The sequence below is a fragment of the Pseudomonas sp. MYb327 genome (genome assembly GCF_040438925.1).
Taxonomy (GTDB): domain Bacteria; phylum Pseudomonadota; class Gammaproteobacteria; order Pseudomonadales; family Pseudomonadaceae; genus Aquipseudomonas.
This window is the reverse complement of record NZ_CP159258.1, coordinates 4,224,566-4,243,159: the sequence shown is the minus strand read 5'-3', so window position 1 is coordinate 4,243,159 and position 18,594 is coordinate 4,224,566. Positions and strand designations below refer to the sequence as shown.

Here is an 18,594-nt window from a genome sequence, read left to right as displayed (position 1 = left end):
CTTTTTACCTGCCCGTTTCAGGGCAATAAACTTTGCCGTGCTTTCAAAACGATCAGCACTCCACCCAGTTCACCGCCAGGCCACCCCGTGACGTTTCTTTGTATTTGTCGTGCATGTCAGCGCCGGTATCGCGCATGGTGCGGATCACCCGATCCAAAGAAATGAAGTGCTTACCGTCGCCACGCAGGGCCATTTGCGTGGCATTGATCGCTTTCACGGCGGCAATCGCGTTGCGCTCGATGCAGGGCACTTGTACTAAACCGCCGACCGGGTCGCAGGTCAGGCCGAGGTTGTGTTCAAGACCGATTTCAGCGGCGTTTTCCAGTTGCTCCGGCGTGGCGCCGAGCACCTCTGCAAGGCCGGCGGCGGCCATGGCGCAGGCGCTGCCAACTTCGCCCTGACAGCCGACTTCAGCGCCGGAGATCGACGCGTTTTTCTTGCAGAGAATGCCCACGGCCGCCGCGCCCAGAAAGAACGAGACAACGTCATCGTCCGACGCGTCCGGGTTGAATTTCATGTAGTAGTGCAGCACCGCCGGAATGATTCCCGCCGCGCCGTTGGTCGGTGCGGTGACCATGCGCCCGCCAGCGGCGTTTTCTTCGTTCACGGCGAGGGCGAACAGGTTCACCCATTCCATGGCGGACAGGGTCGAAGTGATGACGTTCGGCTTGCCGATTTCCAACAGGCTGCGGTGCAGTTTCGCAGCGCGACGCGGCACATTCAGACCGCCGGGCAAAATGCCTTCGTGTTCCAGTCCTTGCTCGACACATTCGCGCATCACCGACCAGATATGCAGCAGGCCCTGGCGGATCTCTTCGTCACTGCGCCAAGCCCGCTCGTTGGCCATCATCAACTCGCAAACCCGTAGGCCATGCTCGTTACAGAGCTTGAGCAGTTCGGCGGCGCTGGAAAAATCGTACGGCAGCATGACGTCGCTGACGGGGGCAACACCGGACTCGGCTTCGGCCGCTTCGATGATGAAACCGCCGCCAACTGAGTAGTACGTTTGTTCGAACAGCTCGCCGGTTTCGCCGAAGGCTGTCAGAGACATCGCGTTGGGGTGGTAGGGCAAACTCTCGTCGAGCAGCAGGAGATCGCGCGACCAGTCGAAGGCGATGGTCACTTTGCCAGCCAATGATAATTCGCCGATTTCACGCACGGTGTGGATACGGCTGTCGATGGTGGAAGGATCGATGCGATCCGGCCATTCGCCCATCAGACCCATCACGCAGGCGCGGTCGGTGGCGTGACCGACACCGGTGGCCGACAGGGAGCCATAGAGGCGGATTTCTACTCGCCGCACGTCAGCCAGGAAAGCTTGATCCACCAGGGCCTGGGCGAAGGTCGCGGCAGCGCGCATCGGACCCACGGTGTGGGAGCTGGACGGACCGATGCCGACTTTAAAGAGATCGAAAACACTGATAGCCATGCTAAAGCCTATTCCTGCAATGGAAGATAAATCGCTGCCATTTTTGTAGGACAAGCGCACTTTCAGCGATACTGCCGCCCTAGGTCCTACGTGACCAACGAAACTTCCTAAGAAAGCCTTTAGCAGGACTAAACGATGAGCCGTCAATTGCACGCCCAGACCTACGTGTGGCTACAGGTGTTTTCCTGCGCCGCGCGGCACTTATCGTTTACCCGTTGCGCTGAAGAGCTGCACATCACGCCGGGGGCCGTCAGCCAGCAGATCCGCCAACTGGAAGAGCGCTTGGGTTTCCGCTTGTTTCATCGACGCGCTCGGGGCGTGGAACTGAGTGCTGAAGGCCAACGACTGGCAATCACCGTCAACGAGGCCTACGGCAGCATCGATGCGGAATTGCGCCGACTGGATGCGGGCATGATCAGCGGGACGTTGCGGGTGCGGTCGATTCCGTCGTTCCTGAGCAAGTGGCTAACCCCGCGCCTGCCGCGGTTGCAGCAGCGTTTTCCCGATATTCAGTTGCGCCTGGTGGCCGAGGACAGCAGCGTGCCGTTGCACGAGGGCGACTTCGATCTAGCCATTGACCTGAACGACGGCAGCTATCCCGGATTGTTATCCACAGCCTTGCTCGACGAGCAGATTTTCCCGGTGTGTGCGCCAGGGCTGCTGCGCGGACGGCCGCCCTTGCATGGGCCGGCGGATCTGATGCATTTCCCGCTGCTGCACGACATCACTGCCTGGCGCGGCAGTTATGAATATGCGGAATGGGAGTTTTATTTGAATGCCATCGGCTTTGAAGGTGCGGATGTTCGACGCGGACATACCTTCAATCGCAATCACCTGACCATCGAGGCGGCCATCGCCGGGATGGGCGTGGCAATTGCGCGGCGAACGCTGCTCAACGACGAACTGGAACGCGGCGCCTTGATCGTGCCGTTTGGTCTGGCGGTGCCCAATCACAAGCGCTACATGGTGCTCTATGCGCCGGGTGCGCTGAGCCATCCGGGCGTGCGTGCGGTGCATGACTGGCTGGTGGAAGAGGCGGGGATTTTTCGTGGTTTGCACCCGCTGGCGGACCAGCAGATGTGAGAATTTGTGACAGAGGAGCAGGGCGACTCAACTCCCGACCTTAACAGCGCTTTTACCGGTTGTCCGGCTTTTTTTGCGATTACAAATTTATCTTTTTTTAGGGGTTGAATTGTTCAGCGTACAGACCGATTGTGTAAACAAGAGGTCACGGTGATGACGCCCAAGGGCTTAGCTGACCGGCCTCTCGCGAGCTAGCTGAAATAAGGGATGAACTATGCAAATCCAAGTCAATAGCGATAACCATATTCAAAGCAGCATCCGACTGGAGGAGTGGGTACGTACTACCATTGAGAGCACGCTCGAACGATACGAAGAAGACCTGACTCGTGTCGAAGTCCACCTGAGGGACGAGAACGGCGACAAGCCGGGTCCCCACGATTTGCGCTGCCAACTGGAAGCGCGGCCAAAAGGCCACCAACCGATTTCTGTCACCCATAAAGCCGCCAGCCTGGAACTGGCGATCGATGGAGCCGCCGAGAAACTCGAGCATGCGCTGGAACACTTGTTCGGCAAATTGCGAGGCAAACCACGCGCCGCCGTGGTGCCGTTCGAGCGCAGGGCTCACGCCGATGTGCTACTGGAAGAAGAGTTTCTTGAAAACGAACAGGCTGCGCTAAACGGCTGAAGCCTGATTCACTTTTTTACCCTCCCCACTCAAACGGGCCTGCAACGCAGGCCCGTTTTGTTTCTAGAGTTCACCGATACCCTGTGGCGAGGGAGCAAGCTCCCTCGCCACAGGTTTAGTGATCAGTCATCCGCTTCTTTTGCGTATGAGAATATTTATCATTAATATCGCGCCTTGCTGGCCCCGTGACGTTCATGCGGTCTCACTCGGTTTCAAGGTCGCGACATGAAAGGCAGATGCACCACGCTCCCCGTTTCCTATCGACTGGCGGTCACTTCGCGGGTGCTGGCGGCCGTGTTCGGCGGGTACCTCGTGACAGCGTTGGCCAGTGTTTGCCTGACGCTATGGGTACCCATGGCCCTCACCGAAGCTGTAGTGACCGGAATGATGAGTTCATTCATGGTCTATCTGCTGGCGGTGATCTGGTGTTTTGCCTGTCGTACAGCGTGGCGGGCCTGGTTCGGGTTGATCGTCACTAGCTTGTTATTGGCGGCGGCAGCGGGATTGGCCTACTGGATGGAGCACTCATGAAAGAGGGCTTTCGCCAGGCGATGGCCTGGTTGCACACCTGGGCCGGTTTGACCTTCGGCTGGCTGCTGTTTGCAATTTTCCTCACTGGAACACTCGCTTACTTCAAGGACGAGACCAATCACTGGATGCAGCCTGAAATTCCTGCACGCTCGGTGTCCTCCGAAGGCAGCGTGGCCGTCGCTCAGGATTATCTGCAACATCACGCCCCGAAGGCTTCACGCTGGATCATCGATTTGCCCGATGCCCGTGAGCCCGGCCTTTCGGTGCGCTGGCAGCAGACCCCGGCCAAGCCCGGTGAGCGCGGCCAGCTCACGGAAAAACTCCTCGATCCGCAAACCGGCAGCGAGGTGCAGGGGCGTGAAACACGGGGCGGCGAGTTCTTCTACCGTTTTCACTTTCAGTTGCAAATGCCTTATCCATGGGGCCGCTGGCTGTCGACCATCGCAGCCATGGTGATGTTCGTCGCGCTGATCAGCGGGATCATTACCCACAAGAAAATCTTCAAGGACTTCTTCACCTTCCGCCCGCGCAAGGGCCAACGTTCCTGGCTCGACGGGCACAACGCGGTGGGCGTGCTGGTGTTGCCATTTCACCTGATGATCACCTACAGCAGCCTGGTGATTTTCATGTCCATGTTGATGCCGGCGAGCATCCTGGCTTCCTATAAAGGTGATGTGCAGGCGTTTTTCAGCGAGGTTTTTCCGGCGGCCATTACCGCGAAAGCCACCGGCGAACCTGTTCAATTGCTGCCGTTGGCGCCGCTGTTGGAAAAGGCCCGAGAGCAGTGGTCGGGCGGGCGAGTCGGGCGCTTGACCGTGAACAATCCAGGTGACGCGAATGCCACGGTAGTGCTGGCGCGCGATGGCGCGGACCGTGTGGTTCACGACTTTGGCAGTGCCGTGACCTTCAACGGCGTCAGCGGTCAGCTGCTGGATGCAACACCAGAACAAGCGCTGCCGATGGCGATTGCCGGCAGTTTCTACGGTTTGCACATGGGCCATTTTGCCGCGCCGGTGTTGCGCTGGCTGTACTTTATTTGTGGGTTGGCGAGCACGGCGATGATCGGCACGGGTCTGGTGATCTGGCTCGGCAAGCGTCAACTCAAGCACGCCAAGAGCGGCGTGATGCCGTTTGAACTGCGGTTGGTAGAAATATTGAACATCGCGAGCATGTCGGGTCTTGTGGTCGCGGTGGCGGTGTTCTTCTGGGCCAACCGCTTGCTGCCCGTCGACATGGCCGACCGGGCGGATTGGGAGGTAAACAGCTTCTTTATCGTCTGGGGCTTGAGCCTGTTGCATGCCATGTTCCGTCGCGGTCGTTCGGCGTGGGTGGAACAGTTGGCTTTGGCGGCGCTACTGTTCAGCGCAGTGCCGTTGTTGAACGCCTTGACCACGCCGTATCACCTGGGCGTCACGCTGGTGCAGGGCGACTGGGCGATGGCCGGCTTCGATCTGGCGTGCCTGGGCAGCGGTCTGTTTCTCGGTTGGGCCACGTGGAAAATGCAGCGCGCCGGGCAGGTTGAAGTCCACAGCCAGCAACGTGCGCGAGCGGTCACCCTAGAACAGGAGGCGAACTGAATGCTGCTCGGCTGTTTGCTCTGCTACAGCGCGTTTACTGCCCTGTGTTTATCCATGGATCGGCATCATGCAGATCTGCTGGGACGCAAACTTTCACCGCGCCTGCGTCTATGGCTGAAGCTTTCGGGCTGGTTGTTGCTTGGCTTGTCGTTGTGGGCGGCGATATCGACCACAGGTTGGGAGCTGGGTTTGGTGGAGTGGTGCGCGGTGTTGATGCTCAGTGCCTTGCTGCTTGTGCTGTTGATGCCGTATCGCCCGTATCTGGCGTTGTCGCTGGCGGGCTTGAGCCTGGTAACCAGCCCGATTGTCGTGTTGGCGCAGTATTGAATCGATGATCAGCCGTCCTCCCCAGTTCTGTGAAAAAGAGCCCTGTGAAGGCGAGCGCGATGAACCGCGCGGCGACCGTGCGCATTTTCTCCAGGTGTTCCTCTCGCAGCGTTCGCAAATGGAAGCGCTGGTGAGTCGTCGCGTGGGTTGCCGGGCGACTGCCGCGGACCTGGTGCAGGACTTGTTCCTGCGTTTCTGGCGGCGGCCGCTGGTGCAGGTCGAGGAACTCAGTACCTACTTGTTGCGCTGCGCCGGCAACATCGCCATCGATCATTTGCGCAGCGAAGGCACGCGGGTTCGGGCCAATGAAGGCTTGATGGCGGAGCCGTCGGACAGCGTGGGCGGCGAGCCGCAAGCGGCGCTGGAGGCAGGCAATGATTTGCGTCATGTCGAAGCGGCTTTGCGCGCGTTACCCGAGCGCACGCGGCAGATCTTTTTGCTCAACCGCATTCATGGCCGCAAATACGCCGAAATCGCCAAGGCCATGGGGTTGTCCCAAAGTGCCGTGGAAAAACATATGATGCGCGCGCTCGAGGCCTGCAAGGCCAGCCTGCGGGAGCCCGACCCGCGCATGCCAGGGAAAGCACTGTGAATAACTTGGAACGCGTCAACCCGACGCCCGCTCAGGAGCAGGCCGCGCTAGCCTGGCTGAGTCTGCTGCATGACCAGCCGAGCGGCGGCGATCAGGCGACCTTCAGCCAATGGTTGCAGGCCGACCCGGCCCATGCCGAGGCGTACGCTCGGGCGCAAGTGGTGTGGGAGTTGAGCGAAGGGCCTGCGCGCACGCTCGCCGATGAAGACGCATTTGCTCTGCAGGGTTACCTCAATGCGATGAATCGCTCACGCCGCAGCAGTGTCCGGCGCTGGTCCGGAACGCTCGCCGTGGCCGCATGTTTGCTGCTGATGATCAGCCTCGGCAGCGGTTGGCAGCCATCGCGCTGGATCGATGATCTGGGCGCCGATTATGTGTCGGCCCCCGGGGTAATCCGCACCGTCACGTTGGCCGATCAGTCGCAAGTCACCCTTGATGCCGACAGTGCGATTGCCGTGGATTTCAGCCGTGGTGAGCGGCATGTGCAAGTGCGTCGCGGTGCCGGATTTTTCAGCGTGACTCACACCGGCGAGCCGTTTGTGGTGGAGGCCGAAAAGGGCCAGGCGCGGGTGCTCGGCACGCAGTTCGAGGTGCGCCTGCAACCCCATGGGGCGCAGGTCACGGTGTTGTCCGGTCGAGTAGGGGTGACGGCAGACAAGAACGCCCAGCAGCAAATCCTCACCGCCGGCCAGCAAGTGGCGTATGGCGAAGGTTCAGCACAACCGCTTCATGCGGTGGACAGCGAAGCGCAGCTGGCATGGCGCCAAGGATGGCTCAATTACTACAAGGCGACACTCGCCGATGTGGTCTGGGATTTGGGCCGTTATTACCCGGGGCGGATCGTGCTGCTCAATGATGAACTGGCGAAGCGTCAGGTCAGCGGCAGTTTTCCGAGCAAGGACCCGCAGGCGGTGTTGAGTTCGTTGCAAGGAGTGTTCGGGTTTGAGCAGCATCAGGTGTTGGGGCATCTGATTATTTTGCGTTGAGCTGATGACATCATCCCTGGCAAGCCAGCTCAGATAACGCGGTCCTGTAGGAGCTGGCTTGCCAGCGATCGCGGTCGATCAGACCGCCAATAAAAATATTTTCAACTTTCTGCTGAGGTAAAACCGAACGCCATCCGTGTAGTGACTGAAACTGCGAGTCATTCGCATCCGTTGCGGTTCTACACAGGTCATGAGTCATGAAGTCCAGGGCAAAATCGGGTTCGGTCAAACAATGGGTGGGTGTTTCGGCGTTGAGCTTCTCGGCGTTGGCGTTGCTGCCACTGAATGTGGCAATGGCGGCAGAGACCAGTGCCGAACAACGCACGCAGTTCAGCTTTTCGATGGCTGCCAAACCGCTGCCCCAGGCCTTGAGCGACTTTAGCCGCATCACCGGCACCAGCGTGATCTACACCGATGAAGCGCCTTACGGCATCACCGCACCGCCCGTCAGCGGGCAGTTGAGCGCCGAACAGGCAATGCAGCGCTTGCTCGCCGGTTCAGGTTTCACTTTCCGCCGTACCGACGGCCACACGTTGGTGCTCGAACCGCTGCCCACCGAGGGCGCCTTGAACCTGGGCGCGACCACCATTACCTCGGTGATGGATCAGTCGACGAGCTACCAGCCGCCCGACACCAGTTCGGTGATGCGCACCTCGGCATCGCTTCAGGAAATTCCGCAGACCGTCAACATCGTCCCGGCGCAGGTCATCCGTGATCAGACGCCGCGCAATCTTGATGATGCGCTGGCCAATGTCAGCGGCATCACCCAGGGCAACACCCTGGGCAGCACTCAGGATTCGGTGATGACCCGCGGCTTCGGCGACAACCGCAACGGCTCGATCATGCGCGACGGCATGCCGATTGTGCAGGGCCGTGGCATGAACGCTACGGTGGACCGAGTCGAAGTGCTCAAGGGCCCCGCCTCGTTGCTGTACGGGATTCAGGACCCGGGCGGCGTGGTCAACATGGTCAGCAAGAAACCCGAGCTTGAGCAATACAATGCATTGACCGCGCGCGGCTCGACCTATGGCGACGGCAAGAACGGCAGCGGCGGCACCTTCGACAGCACCGGCGCATTAGGGCAGTCCGGGCTGGCCTATCGCATGGTGCTGGACCACGAAGACGAAGATTACTGGCGCAACTACGGTGTGCATCGCGAGACGCTGGTGGCGCCATCGCTGGCCTGGTTCGGCGAAAACACCCAGTTGTTGTTCGCCTACGAGCACCGCGAATTCCTGACCCCGTTCGACCGTGGCACGGTGATCGATCCGCGTGACAATCATCCGCTGGACATCCCCCGCGATCGACGGCTCGACGAACCCTTCAACAACATGGAAGGGCGTTCGGATCTGTATCACTTCGAAGCCGATCACCAACTCAACGACAACTGGAGCGCGCACTTCGGCTACAGCTGGAACCGAGAAACCTACGACGCCAGCCAAGTGCGCGTGACGGCCATCGACACCAATAAAGGCACCCTGACCCGCAGCATGGACGGCACCCAGAATGCGCTCAGTACCGACCGCTTCACCACGGTCAGTCTTGAAGGCAACGTCGATGTCGCGGGCATGCGCCATGACCTGGTGTTCGGTATCGATGACGACTACCGCAAGATCTACCGCGAAGACCTGATCCGGCAGAAAAGCCTGACCACATTCAGTTATCTCAATCCGGTGTATGGCCGTGAAGTTGCCGGCACCACTGTCAGCCCGGCCGACAGCGCGCAGACGGACAAACTACGCAGCGATTCGCTGTTTCTACAGGATTCGATTCACCTCACCGACCAATGGATTCTGGTGGCCGGCGGACGTTTCCAGGAGTACGACCAGTACGCGGGTAAAGGCGTGCCGTTCAAGGCCAATACCGACAGCAATGGTCAGAAATGGGTGCCGCGTGCCGGTCTCGTTTATCGTTACACCGATGAGTTGTCGTTCTACGGCAGCTATACCGAGTCGTTCAAACCCAATTCGACCATCGCGCCATTGAGCGGCAGCAGCACTGTGCTCGACGGCAGCGTTGCGCCGGAAGAAGCCAAGTCCTGGGAAATCGGCGCCAGGCTTGATATGCCGGGTCAGGTCACGGGCAACGTTGCCCTGTTCGACATCAAGAAGCGCAACGTGCTGGTCGCTAACTCGGAAGGGCCGGTGACGATCTACAGTGCCGCTGGCGAAGTGCGATCCCGAGGGCTGGAAGTGGATTTGAGCGGCCAGCTCAGCGACCGTTGGAGCATGATCGGCAGCTACGCCTATACCGATGCCGAAGTGACCGAAGACCCCGACTACAAAGGCAAGAAACTGCAAAACGTTGCAAAGAACAGCGGCTCGCTGTCAGCGGTGTACGACTTCGGCTCGATCATGGGTGGCGATCAGCTGCGGATCGGCGCGGGTGCGCGGTATGTCGGGGAGCGGGCGGGTAACGCGGTGAACGATTTCGAGCTGCCGAGCTACACCGTCGCCGATGCCTTTGCGACGTATGACACCCAGCTCGACGGGCAGAAGGTAAAGTTTCAGCTCAATGTTAAGAACCTGTTTGACCGCACTTACTACACCTCGGCGGCGAGTCGGTTCTTTGTGTCGATGGGGGATTCGCGGCAGGTGACGTTGTCCAGCACCTTGGAATTTTGACTTTAAACCGCGTCATCGTTCATCGCTGGCAGGCCAGCTCCCACAGGGTTTGTATTGACTCAAAAAACTGTGGGAGCGAGCCTGCTCGCGATGGCGGCGGCACAGTCAGCGCAAAAACGCCTGGCGATATTCCCCCGGCGTCCCACCCAACGCCTGCCGAAACCGGTTGGTAAAGTGACTGGCACTGGCAAACCCGCAGGCCAGCGCAATCTCCCCCAACGGTTGCGATGTCGAGCGCAGCAACTCCCGAGCCCGGCTCAGACGCCGCGCCAACACATACTGATGCGGTGGCAAGCCGAAGCTCTCCCGGAACATCCGCGCAAAGTGATATTCCGACAGCGAACACAACGCTGCCAATTGTCCCAGGCTGATGGCCTCGGCCAACTGGCTGTCGATGTACTCCACCAACAGCCGTCGTTGATGGGCGGCCAGGCCACCCTTGAGACGCAGGCCGTGGCGACTGCTGACCTGGCTGAGCAACGCATGGCCGAGCATTTCGTGGGCCAGGCTGCTGGTGAACAGGCGCTCGCCCGGTTCATCCCAGTTGAGGCTGATCAACTGCCGAAAGCGTGACGCCTGCTGCGGGTCATCCAGAAAGGTTTGCTCGCGTAGCTGCACTTCCCGCGGTTCACGATCGAGCAGGGTGACGCAGCCAAGGGCAAATTGTTCGGGGCTGAAATACAGATGAGCCAGGCGAATGTCGCCGTTGATCACCCAGCCTGACTGATGGTCGGCCGGCAGGATGCACAGCTTGTCCGGACCGCCCTTGTTGCCGGGTTGGTCGCGGCGGAAGGTGCCGGTGCCGCCGGCGATGTAGCAAGAGAGAGTGTGGTGGCTTGGCGCTTCGTAATCCTGGGCGTCGTGATGATTGCTCCACAAGGCTACGGACAAGCCGTCACCGAGCTCGGCGCTGTGCTCGAGGCGAGCATTGGGCGAGCGGTTGAGGGCTTGAAAGACTTGCAGGGTTTCCAGTGCGGCCATGATCGTTGTTCTCTGACACTTGCATCCAACGCCTGCATCCTACTCCGTAGACCATCGCCTGCCAGCCAGTCGCCTGACAAAAGCGCAAGTTTATGCAAGTGCGCCAAGGTGTGGCGCAGGAAACTGGGCGCCTATTGAGGAGCCTTTGCCATGAACCTTTCTTTGTACTTGCTGACCGTGCTGATCTGGGGCACGACCTGGATTGCCCTGAAATGGCAGTTGGGCGTGGTGGCGATTCCGGTGTCGATCGTTTATCGCTTCGGCCTTGCCGCACTGGTGCTTTTCGTGATGTTGCTGCTCAGCCGAAAGCTGCAAGTGATGAACCGCCGTGGGCACCTGATCTGCCTGGCGCAAGGGCTGTGCCTGTTTTGCATTAACTTCATGTGCTTTTTGACGGCGAGTCAGTGGATTCCCAGTGGTCTGGTGGCCGTGGTGTTCTCCACCGCAACCCTGTGGAACGCGCTCAATGCGCGGGTGTTCTTCGGTCAGAAAATCGCCCGCAATGTGCTGATGGGCGGCGCACTGGGACTGCTGGGGCTGGGGCTGCTGTTCTGGCCCGAACTGGCGGGCCACACCGCCAGCCCGGAAACCTTGCTCGGCTTGGGCCTGGCGTTGCTCGGCACCCTGTGTTTCTCGGCGGGTAACATGCTGTCGAGCCTGCAACAGAAAGCCGGGCTCAAGCCGCTGACAACCAACGCCTGGGGCATGGCCTATGGTGCGGCGATGCTGTCGACCTGGTGCCTGGTCAAAGGGATTCCGTTCGACATGGAATGGAATGTCCGCTACATGGGGTCGCTGCTGTATCTGGTTATCCCGGGTTCAGTGATCGGTTTCACCGCCTACCTGACGCTGGTCGGGCGCATGGGGCCGGAGCGCGCCGCCTACTGCACCGTGTTGTTCCCGGTGGTGGCGCTCAATGTGTCAGCGTTTGCCGAGGGTTACCAATGGACCGCTCCGGCGCTGCTGGGTTTGGTACTGGTGATGATGGGGAACGTGTTGGTGTTTCGTAAGCCCAAGGCACCGATAGTCGCGGGGAATGGCAAGCTTGCTTGAAGCCGCGTCAGGGTCGAATGCGTTCGCCTTCAGTGTTCGATCCTGATCGCCACATATATAAGTGCTGGCAACATGAAATCGATGATGTGCCGGGCCCAGTCTTTGTAACTCCACTGCACTGACTCGTCCATGTTGAACCATTCGACGCCAATAATCTGAAAGCAAACATAATAAAGAAAAAGCGCGATCAATAATCCGATAAGTGCGTATTTTTTAGCCTCATGGAATTCCTTTGTGGTGGTGTTGATGTTTTTGAATAACTGGAAGGTTCCCACCATGCAAAAAACAGTAAACATGACTTCAAGTGTAATGATGAACCAGTAGATTCGATGGTGAATCATCGGCGACGTTATTGCTCGGTGGGCGTATTTGTGATCGTCTCGTGTAGTGTCCATGCTCAGGATATGGGCAAGGTACTCATAGTTTGTAGCATAGTCGGTAATGTTGCTATACATCATCAGTAGACCAAAAAAGCTTATGAACAGCATTATGCTGGCTTTGCTTATTTTGATGACCTGACTGGTGGTAAGTTGATTCAATTGTTGTTCTCCTTAACGGTTTCACATCCAGGTGATTAGTTTGGAGAGTTTATAGCGCGGGTTGTTTGTTTGGTGGTGAACTGAATTGCAAGGTATGTGCGGAGGAAGTTTTAATAAGGATTATTTAATCGCTTCAGGATTAACGGGCAAGCGTATAAAACGCCTGCCCGTGTTTTTTAATCTTTCCAGACTTGCGGGTTGACCAAGTCCTGCGGTCGTTCGCCCAACAAGGCGCTGCGCAAATTGGCGAGGGCACGGTTGGCCATTGCGTCGCGAGTTTCGTGGGTGGCCGAACCGATGTGTGGCAAGGTCACGGCGTTTTTCAGTTGGAACAGCGGTGACTCGGCCAACGGTTCCTTTTCGTAGACATCCAGTCCGGCGCCACGAATACGGTTGTTTTGCAGTGCTTCGATCAACGCCTGTTCGTCCACCACCGGGCCGCGGGCAATATTCACCAGAATCGCGCTCGGCTTCATTAACGCCAGTTCACGATGGCTGATCAGGTGTTTGGTCTTCTCGCTGAGTGGCACCACCAGGCAGACGAAGTCGGCTTCGGCCAACAGTTGATCCAGGCTGCGGAATTGGGCACCGAGTTCCTGTTCCAGCGCCGTCTTGCGACTGTTGCCGCTGTAGATGATCGGCATGTTGAACCCCAAGCGACCACGGCGGGCGATGGCCGCGCCGATGTTGCCCATGCCGACGATGCCCAGGGTCTTGCCGTGGACATCGCTACCGAACAACGGCGCACCGACCGTCGCTTGCCATTGACCCGCCTTGGTCCAGGCGTCGAGCTCGGCCACTCGTCGGGCGCTGCTCATCAATAAGGCGAAGGCCAGGTCGGCGGTGCTTTCGGTGAGTACATCCGGCGTGTTGGTCAGCATGATGCCGCGTTCGCTGAGGTACGTGACGTCGTAGTTGTCATAGCCCACCGAAACGCTCGACACCACTTCCAGCTTGGTTGCGTTCTCCAGTTGCGCACGACCGAGTTTGCGGCCGACGCCGATCAAGCCGTGGGCGTGGGGCAGGGCTTCGTTGAACTGGGCGCTGATGTCGCCGTTTTTCGGATTCGGCACGATGACATCGAAGTCTTGTTGCAGGCGTTCGACCATTTCAGGCGTGACGCGGCTGAAGGCGAGGACGGTCTTTTTCATGGGGGCAGGGCTCGTCGGGCGGTGGAATGCTTAGCAAGCTACAAGTTTCAGCCGCCCAGCCGCAAGCCCCAAAAGCTACCTCACTGCTCTTAACTTGCAGCGTTCAGCTTGAAGGTTCCAGCTGCCGTTCCGCTATACTGCCGCCTTTCGTGGCTCGCTGACCGGGCCCGACATTTTGCGCAGCACCCGGAGCTTTCATGACTTCCCCGAAACAACCGCCGGTCGCCGACACCTTGAGCGACGAGCCGGCAGAGCTGCCAGACAGCATCGACAGCGAAACCAAAGCCGAGATCCCGGCATTCAAGTTCCCGTTCAAACCGGGTGAACTGGCCAGCGCCAAAAACGGCAACCAGCCGTGGTACAAGAACGGCGCCAAGAACGGCCACACCAAGACCCCGGGCATGGCGCCTCCGGGGACTCGGCGTTCGATGGGTAAGCGTTAAGGTTCAAGATCCTGATTGGCAGGTGTATTGCCATCGCTGGCAGGCTAGCTTCCACACAGTGGATTGCGGAGGTACAAAAATTCCGTGTTCACTGAAAGTCTCCTGTGGGAGCTTGCTAGCGATGAGGCCATTAAAAACACTGCATGTTTTGAATCAAACCGCCCGCAACGAAATAAACGAATAGTTCACCGGCACATCCGTCGCCACTTGCGCGCCGGCCGCCAGTACCTGCCCAGCGACATCGTCACCCGACACATGGAACAGCCATTCGCAATCCTGCGTCGGCAATGGGTGTGCCGCTTGTTCGTCGATGATCGAGATGAACTCCGACATATCCGGCAAGTACGCCGTGAACCCGTCGCCCTTCAGCGCCGTCGTCCGAATCCCCAACGACGTGCAAATCGCCACCTTCGCCTGAATATCGTCGCGATCCGCCTGGCGGGAGCGCTGGATCAGTTGCGTCAGTTCCTGGTCCACCAACTCACCGCCGACAATCAGCTCCGGTCCTTTTTCCCACGACTCGGGCGGGCATTCCTTGATGGTCGGGTTGAGGGGGATGTGCGGATTGATTTCCATCGGGTAGATGCGGCACACCAGTGGTCGGCGTTCATAGATGCGGCAGAGATTATTTTCGTCAAGATTCCGGCAAGCCCCCACGTTATAAGCCGCAAAGGTGATAGCGATGTAGGCGTCTGCATCAGCGCTACGTATCCGCGCCGAACGGCGTTGCGCATGTTCGCGTTGTTGCGCCGCCAGGCCTAGCCCGTTGCCCAGGAAACCTTCCACCAGCACGATGACCTGACCGCCATCGGCCGCCCACATCCGGGCTTCGGGCAAGGTCAAGGGCACGTGGTGATCATTGCAGCATTTGCCACATCCAACGCAGGAAAACAGTGTATTCATCGAGCAGTCAGTCGCTTTCGAGGGAATCAGGTGGCGACAGGATGCCACCGCAAAAATGCCTGTTGAAGCAAGTTATGCGCCAGTCATTGCGCCTTCGCGGTTGGGCGGATGGAGTCCCATTCGGTGACGAAAGCGGTTTTGCTTTTCTTGTTGTAGAGGCACAGCTCGGTACCTTGCTGGCCTTTCATGTGTTTTTGCGGGTACTGACCTTGCAGCAGGAGCGCGGTGTAACCGACCCGGTCATCGAACTGAGCGGCGTTGCCGACGGGTTTGGCATCCTTCAGGCCGCTGGCCTTGGTGCAACTGGCGAGCACGGCTTTGTCGTAGGCAGCCCAGGCATCGGGGCTGGAGGCGTGGGCCAAGGGGGCTAGGACGGTTAGGCAGAGGACGGACAGGGTGGCGGCTTTCATTGATCAGGCATCCTTGGAGGGTAATGGCCAAGGTTGGAGTATGCCTCAGGGGATAAATTCTGAGGGCCATCGCCAAGATCGCAGCGGTATCAGGTTGGAACCGGTTCCCGGCGTACCACATACATCCCGACACTTTCATACAACTGCCGCGCCCGCAGGTTGTCCTCCAGCACCTTCAAATCCACGAAACCTTCCCGGCGTTGTTGAAACACCTTGAATGCATTCAGCAGCAGCGCGCGTCCCAGACCTTGCCCTTGAGCGCGAGGATGCACCACCAGGTTCTTGATGTAGGCGCTGGTCCAACACTGGCACACGGCAACGATACCTTCGGCATCCATGGCGATGAAGCACAGGCCGGGATCGTATTCAGGATCGGTTTCAAACCGCTGCTGCCAGACTTCCAGCTCCGCCACGCGACCGCCACCGTCCCGGTAACCCAACTCCATCAAGTGGTGCACGGCAGCGGCAAGTTCAGGTCGGTATTCGGACAATTGAATGCAGGTCGGCCAAATGATCGGCGGCACAACCTCGGCCAGGTTGCGCCGCATCAGAAAGCAAAATTCCTCGGCCAAACTCAATAACCTTGTTCGGCCACAGCTTTGGCTGCTGTGATCAGGCACTGGGTCAGTTCCGGCGAAGAGAATTTGGTCAGCACCGCGTTCGCGCCGGCCAGACGAGCCTTTTCGCTGTTCATCGCACTGTCCAGTGAGGTGTGCAGCAAGACGTAGAGGTGCGCGAAATCCGGGGTTTCGCGCAGGGTACGGGTGAAGGCGTAACCGTCCATTTCCGACATTTCGATGTCGGAGACGATCAGGTTGATCTGCTGGGCCGTGCCTTGCAGATCCAGCAGGCAATCGATGGCTTCCTTTGCACTGCGCGCCGTGTGGCATTGCAGGCCGAGATTGCGCAGGGTGTGCACCGATTGTTGCAGGGCGACCTGGCTGTCATCGACCACCAGAATCCGCGCGTTGCCCAATTGTTCAGCATCTTCCATGCTCAGTTCGGTCGGCGCCATTTCGATCTGCGCCGGGGCGATGCCGTGGATGACCTTTTCGATGTCCAGCACTTGCACCAGAGTGCCGTCGACCGAGGTCACGCCAGTGATGTAGGAGCGCACGCCACCCGAACCGAATGGCGGCGGCCGGATGTCGGTGGTCAGGCAGTGAACGATCTTGCTCACCGCCTGAACGTGCAGGCCCTGCTTGGAACGACTGACATCGGTGACGATCAGGCAGCCACCGTTCGGGTCTTCCAGTGGACGCTCGCCAATGGCGCGGCTGAGATCGATCACCGACAACGAGGTGCCGCGCAATGTGGCGATGCCTTTGACGTGAGGGTGCGCCTCGGGGAGTTTGGTCAGCGGCGGGCAGGGGATGATTTCACTGACTTTGAGCAGGTTGATCGCCATCAACTTGCCGCTGCGCAAGGTGAACAACAGAAGCGAAAGTGAATCTGCGCGAGCTTTGGTGGAGGACATAAAAACCTTCTGTGGAAAAAGGTGGCGGGCGAACGCGAGGAACGCCAACAGCTATCGATGCCGGGTTATCGACTTGTCCGGGGCAGGCTTTAGGTTAATTCCCCATCGACAATCGATCCTGTAGGAGCCAGTAAGCCGGCTCCTACAGGGATAAGGCATTCGGACGATCTTTTCTTACTTCATCCCCAACCGCTTGGCCATCCGCCCAAGATTCGCCCGATCCAAGCCTAGCTCACGGGCCGCGCTGGCCCAGTTGTTGTGATGCCGTTCCAGACAAGCGCCGATCAATTGGCGTTGATAGTTTTCGGTGGCCTCGCGCAAATCGCCCGTCACCAACGCCATTGCCGCGGCGGCCGGTTGTTCGGCGGTGACTTCGATACTGCCATTGGGCAGATCCAGGTCGGAGGCACTCAGGCTGAGAATCTTCGGACGTTCCTTGCAGCTACCCAAAGCCTTGAGGGCGCTGCGGCCAATCAAGTGTTCCAGCTCGCGGACGTTTCCGGGCCAGTCGTAACCCAACAGCGCAGCCTGTGCGTCGGCGTTCAGGCGCAGGCTGTTGAGGCCCATGCGCGAGCGGTTTTGCTCCAGGAAGTAACCGCTGAGCAACAGCACATCCCGCCCGCGATCACGCAGGGCCGGTACCAGTAACGGATAAACGCTGAGGCGGTGATAGAAGTCGGCACGGTAACGGCCGCTGCGCACCTCCTCGGCCAGGTCGCGGTTGGTCGCGGCGATCAGTCGAACATCGACCTGATGCTCCTTGTCGGAACCCAGTCGCTGCAACTGACCGCTTTGCAGCACCCGCAGCAATTTGGCCTGCACCGTCAGCGACAGCTCACCGACTTCATCGAGAAACAACGTGCCGCCATTGGCCAGCTCAAACTTGCCGCGTCGATCGTTCATCGCCCCGGTGAAGGCGCCGCGCACATGACCGAACAACTCGCTCTCCACCAGCGTGTCCGGCAACGCGGCGCAGTTGAGACTGATGATCGGCTTGTTGGCGCGGGGCGAAGCGGCGTGGATGGCCTGGGCTACCAATTCCTTGCCGACCCCGGTTTCCCCGGTGATCAACACGGTCAGGTCGCTGCCGCCCACCAGATTGATTTCTTCCACCAAGCGTTTGTGCGCTTTGCTCTGGCCGATCATTTCGCGGTTCTGCTGGCCGCTGGCCTGGCGGTAGACCTCGGCGCGCTGATGTTCGTCTTCGACGCGATTGTTCAGGCGTTCGATGCGTTCGGCGGCATTTACGGTGGCGGCGGCGAGGCTGGCGAAGGCTTCCAGCGCATCCAGTTCGATCGGCTCGAAGCGTTCCGGGTCCAGCGCATCCAATGTCAGCAGACCCCACGGACGCTCATCGATGAACAGCGGGCAACCCATGCAGTCGTGGACTTCCAGGTGATCATCAAGGCCATCGACGAGGCCGTCATAAGGGTCAGGCATGTCACTGTCGGCGGCGAAACGGGTCGGTCCGGTACTGCTGAGCAGCGCTTCAAAACGCGGATGTTCACTGACCTTGAAGCGGCGGCCGAGCGTGTCCGTGCTCAACCCGTCGACGGCCAGCGGCACCAGCCATTCGCCATCGAGGCGCAGCAGGGCGGCCGCATCGCAGGGAAGCAGGGCGCGCATGGCTTCCAGCAAGCGTCGATAGCGCTCGCCTTCGGGGAGTTCGCGGGACAGGTCAGAGACCAGTGGCAGCAGGGTGGTGAGCAGGGATTTTGCAGTCATAGTGACTCCATGTAGTCGGTGTGACTATAGAGCAGCCTGTGTCGATATGACTATGTATGTTTTAACTTATTGATTTTTAACAGTTTAAAATCTGGCATGGAACCTGATAAGCATAGAGCAATAGTTCAGAAACCCTCG

General features: G+C 59.1%; 19 protein-coding genes. 10 read left to right on the top strand and 9 right to left on the bottom strand.

What is annotated here, in order from left to right:
- Positions 1 to 52: 52 nt before the first annotated feature.
- Positions 53 to 1,429 carry an L-serine ammonia-lyase gene (locus ABVN21_RS19170; protein WP_339553375.1) on the bottom strand — a complete coding sequence of 459 codons (1,377 nt, stop codon included), beginning with the start codon at positions 1,427 to 1,429 and terminating at the stop codon, positions 53 to 55.
- A 135-nt stretch (positions 1,430 to 1,564) separates the two neighbouring features.
- On the opposite strand from ABVN21_RS19170, the gene ABVN21_RS19165 reads away from it, so the two are divergent.
- From ABVN21_RS19165 to ABVN21_RS19130, 8 genes are all read left to right on the top strand, one after another.
- A complete protein-coding gene (locus tag ABVN21_RS19165) occupies positions 1,565 to 2,512 on the top strand; it encodes a LysR substrate-binding domain-containing protein (RefSeq protein ID WP_339553376.1) in 948 nt (315 codons plus the stop codon).
- A 214-nt stretch (positions 2,513 to 2,726) separates the two neighbouring features.
- Positions 2,727 to 3,137: an HPF/RaiA family ribosome-associated protein gene (locus tag ABVN21_RS19160; RefSeq protein WP_339553377.1), complete on the top strand. Its 411-nt coding sequence runs from the start codon at positions 2,727 to 2,729 to the stop codon at positions 3,135 to 3,137.
- 225 nt (positions 3,138 to 3,362) lie between these two features.
- Positions 3,363 to 3,668: a DUF3649 domain-containing protein gene (locus ABVN21_RS19155; protein WP_339553378.1), complete on the top strand. Its 306-nt coding sequence runs from the start codon at positions 3,363 to 3,365 to the stop codon at positions 3,666 to 3,668.
- Positions 3,665 to 5,245: a PepSY-associated TM helix domain-containing protein gene (locus ABVN21_RS19150; protein WP_339553379.1), complete on the top strand. Its 1,581-nt coding sequence runs from the start codon at positions 3,665 to 3,667 to the stop codon at positions 5,243 to 5,245. Before ABVN21_RS19155 ends, ABVN21_RS19150 begins: the two co-directional genes overlap by 4 nt.
- Positions 5,246 to 5,572 carry a DUF3325 domain-containing protein gene (locus tag ABVN21_RS19145; protein WP_339553380.1) on the top strand — a complete coding sequence of 109 codons (327 nt, stop codon included), beginning with the start codon at positions 5,246 to 5,248 and terminating at the stop codon, positions 5,570 to 5,572. It begins immediately after the preceding gene.
- 4 nt (positions 5,573 to 5,576) lie between these two features.
- Positions 5,577 to 6,164 (top strand): RNA polymerase sigma factor, encoded by a 588-nt coding sequence (locus ABVN21_RS19140; protein ID WP_339553381.1) that lies wholly within the window; start codon positions 5,577 to 5,579, stop codon positions 6,162 to 6,164.
- On the top strand, positions 6,161 to 7,150 hold the full coding sequence (locus ABVN21_RS19135; RefSeq protein WP_339553382.1) for a FecR family protein: 990 nt from the start codon (positions 6,161 to 6,163) through the stop codon (positions 7,148 to 7,150). Before ABVN21_RS19140 ends, ABVN21_RS19135 begins: the two co-directional genes overlap by 4 nt.
- A 197-nt stretch (positions 7,151 to 7,347) precedes the next feature.
- Positions 7,348 to 9,774 (top strand): TonB-dependent receptor, encoded by a 2,427-nt coding sequence (locus ABVN21_RS19130; protein WP_339553383.1) that lies wholly within the window; start codon positions 7,348 to 7,350, stop codon positions 9,772 to 9,774.
- Between the two features lie 105 nt (positions 9,775 to 9,879).
- Here the strand turns inward: ABVN21_RS19130 and ABVN21_RS19125 are convergent, their stop codons facing one another.
- A complete protein-coding gene (locus ABVN21_RS19125) occupies positions 9,880 to 10,755 on the bottom strand; it encodes an AraC family transcriptional regulator (protein WP_339553384.1) in 876 nt (291 codons plus the stop codon).
- Positions 10,756 to 10,905: 150 nt separating this feature from the next.
- Between ABVN21_RS19125 and ABVN21_RS19120 the strand changes: the two genes are divergently transcribed.
- Positions 10,906 to 11,808, top strand: coding sequence for a DMT family transporter (locus ABVN21_RS19120; protein ID WP_339553385.1), 903 nt, complete (start codon positions 10,906 to 10,908; stop codon positions 11,806 to 11,808).
- A gap of 29 nt (positions 11,809 to 11,837) precedes the next feature.
- On the opposite strand, the gene ABVN21_RS19115 is transcribed toward ABVN21_RS19120, so the two are convergent.
- Positions 11,838 to 12,347: a DUF2165 domain-containing protein gene (locus tag ABVN21_RS19115; RefSeq protein ID WP_339553386.1), complete on the bottom strand. Its 510-nt coding sequence runs from the start codon at positions 12,345 to 12,347 to the stop codon at positions 11,838 to 11,840.
- 176 nt (positions 12,348 to 12,523) lie between these two features.
- Positions 12,524 to 13,498 carry a D-glycerate dehydrogenase gene (locus ABVN21_RS19110; protein ID WP_339553387.1) on the bottom strand — a complete coding sequence of 325 codons (975 nt, stop codon included), beginning with the start codon at positions 13,496 to 13,498 and terminating at the stop codon, positions 12,524 to 12,526.
- A gap of 197 nt (positions 13,499 to 13,695) precedes the next feature.
- Between ABVN21_RS19110 and ABVN21_RS19105 the strand changes: the two genes are divergently transcribed.
- On the top strand, positions 13,696 to 13,941 hold the full coding sequence (locus tag ABVN21_RS19105) for a hypothetical protein (RefSeq protein WP_339553388.1): 246 nt from the start codon (positions 13,696 to 13,698) through the stop codon (positions 13,939 to 13,941).
- Between the two features lie 153 nt (positions 13,942 to 14,094).
- Here ABVN21_RS19105 and ABVN21_RS19100 read toward each other — a convergent pair whose 3' ends face one another.
- The 5 genes from ABVN21_RS19100 to norR all read right to left on the bottom strand — a co-directional run bounded on the left by ABVN21_RS19100 (position 14,095) and on the right by norR (position 18,456).
- A complete protein-coding gene (locus tag ABVN21_RS19100; RefSeq protein WP_339553389.1) occupies positions 14,095 to 14,844 on the bottom strand; it encodes a YkgJ family cysteine cluster protein in 750 nt (249 codons plus the stop codon).
- 83 nt (positions 14,845 to 14,927) lie between these two features.
- Entirely contained in the window at positions 14,928 to 15,254 is a 327-nt protein-coding gene (locus ABVN21_RS19095; protein WP_339553390.1) for a hypothetical protein, read from the bottom strand.
- Positions 15,255 to 15,343: 89 nt separating this feature from the next.
- Complete coding sequence (locus ABVN21_RS19090) at positions 15,344 to 15,802, bottom strand: GNAT family N-acetyltransferase (RefSeq protein WP_339553391.1); 459 nt, start codon at positions 15,800 to 15,802, stop codon at positions 15,344 to 15,346.
- Between the two features lie 26 nt (positions 15,803 to 15,828).
- Positions 15,829 to 16,731, bottom strand: coding sequence for a chemotaxis protein (locus ABVN21_RS19085; protein ID WP_339553392.1), 903 nt, complete (start codon positions 16,729 to 16,731; stop codon positions 15,829 to 15,831).
- Between the two features lie 174 nt (positions 16,732 to 16,905).
- On the bottom strand, positions 16,906 to 18,456 hold the full coding sequence (gene norR, locus ABVN21_RS19080; protein ID WP_339553393.1) for a nitric oxide reductase transcriptional regulator NorR: 1,551 nt from the start codon (positions 18,454 to 18,456) through the stop codon (positions 16,906 to 16,908).
- Between the last annotated feature and the right edge of the window lie 138 nt (positions 18,457 to 18,594).

Excerpts from the sequence above, each read along its gene's own strand:
- ABVN21_RS19170 (WP_339553375.1), bottom strand. The coding sequence starts at position 1,429 with ATGGCTATCAGTGTTTTCGATCTCTTTAAAGTCGGCATCGGTCCGTCC.
- ABVN21_RS19165 (WP_339553376.1), top strand. The coding sequence starts at position 1,565 with ATGAGCCGTCAATTGCACGCCCAGACCTACGTGTGGCTACAGGTGTTT.
- ABVN21_RS19160 (WP_339553377.1), top strand. The coding sequence starts at position 2,727 with ATGCAAATCCAAGTCAATAGCGATAACCATATTCAAAGCAGCATCCGA.
- ABVN21_RS19155 (WP_339553378.1), top strand. The coding sequence starts at position 3,363 with ATGAAAGGCAGATGCACCACGCTCCCCGTTTCCTATCGACTGGCGGTC.
- ABVN21_RS19150 (WP_339553379.1), top strand. The coding sequence starts at position 3,665 with ATGAAAGAGGGCTTTCGCCAGGCGATGGCCTGGTTGCACACCTGGGCC.
- ABVN21_RS19145 (WP_339553380.1), top strand. The coding sequence starts at position 5,246 with ATGCTGCTCGGCTGTTTGCTCTGCTACAGCGCGTTTACTGCCCTGTGT.
- ABVN21_RS19140 (WP_339553381.1), top strand. The coding sequence starts at position 5,577 with ATGATCAGCCGTCCTCCCCAGTTCTGTGAAAAAGAGCCCTGTGAAGGC.
- ABVN21_RS19130 (WP_339553383.1), top strand. The coding sequence starts at position 7,348 with ATGAAGTCCAGGGCAAAATCGGGTTCGGTCAAACAATGGGTGGGTGTT.
- ABVN21_RS19125 (WP_339553384.1), bottom strand. The coding sequence starts at position 10,755 with ATGGCCGCACTGGAAACCCTGCAAGTCTTTCAAGCCCTCAACCGCTCG.
- ABVN21_RS19120 (WP_339553385.1), top strand. The coding sequence starts at position 10,906 with ATGAACCTTTCTTTGTACTTGCTGACCGTGCTGATCTGGGGCACGACC.
- ABVN21_RS19110 (WP_339553387.1), bottom strand. The coding sequence starts at position 13,498 with ATGAAAAAGACCGTCCTCGCCTTCAGCCGCGTCACGCCTGAAATGGTC.
- ABVN21_RS19105 (WP_339553388.1), top strand. The coding sequence starts at position 13,696 with ATGACTTCCCCGAAACAACCGCCGGTCGCCGACACCTTGAGCGACGAG.
- ABVN21_RS19100 (WP_339553389.1), bottom strand. The coding sequence starts at position 14,844 with ATGAATACACTGTTTTCCTGCGTTGGATGTGGCAAATGCTGCAATGAT.
- ABVN21_RS19095 (WP_339553390.1), bottom strand. The coding sequence starts at position 15,254 with ATGAAAGCCGCCACCCTGTCCGTCCTCTGCCTAACCGTCCTAGCCCCC.
- ABVN21_RS19090 (WP_339553391.1), bottom strand. The coding sequence starts at position 15,802 with ATGCGGCGCAACCTGGCCGAGGTTGTGCCGCCGATCATTTGGCCGACC.
- ABVN21_RS19085 (WP_339553392.1), bottom strand. The coding sequence starts at position 16,731 with ATGTCCTCCACCAAAGCTCGCGCAGATTCACTTTCGCTTCTGTTGTTC.
- norR (WP_339553393.1), bottom strand. The coding sequence starts at position 18,456 with ATGACTGCAAAATCCCTGCTCACCACCCTGCTGCCACTGGTCTCTGAC.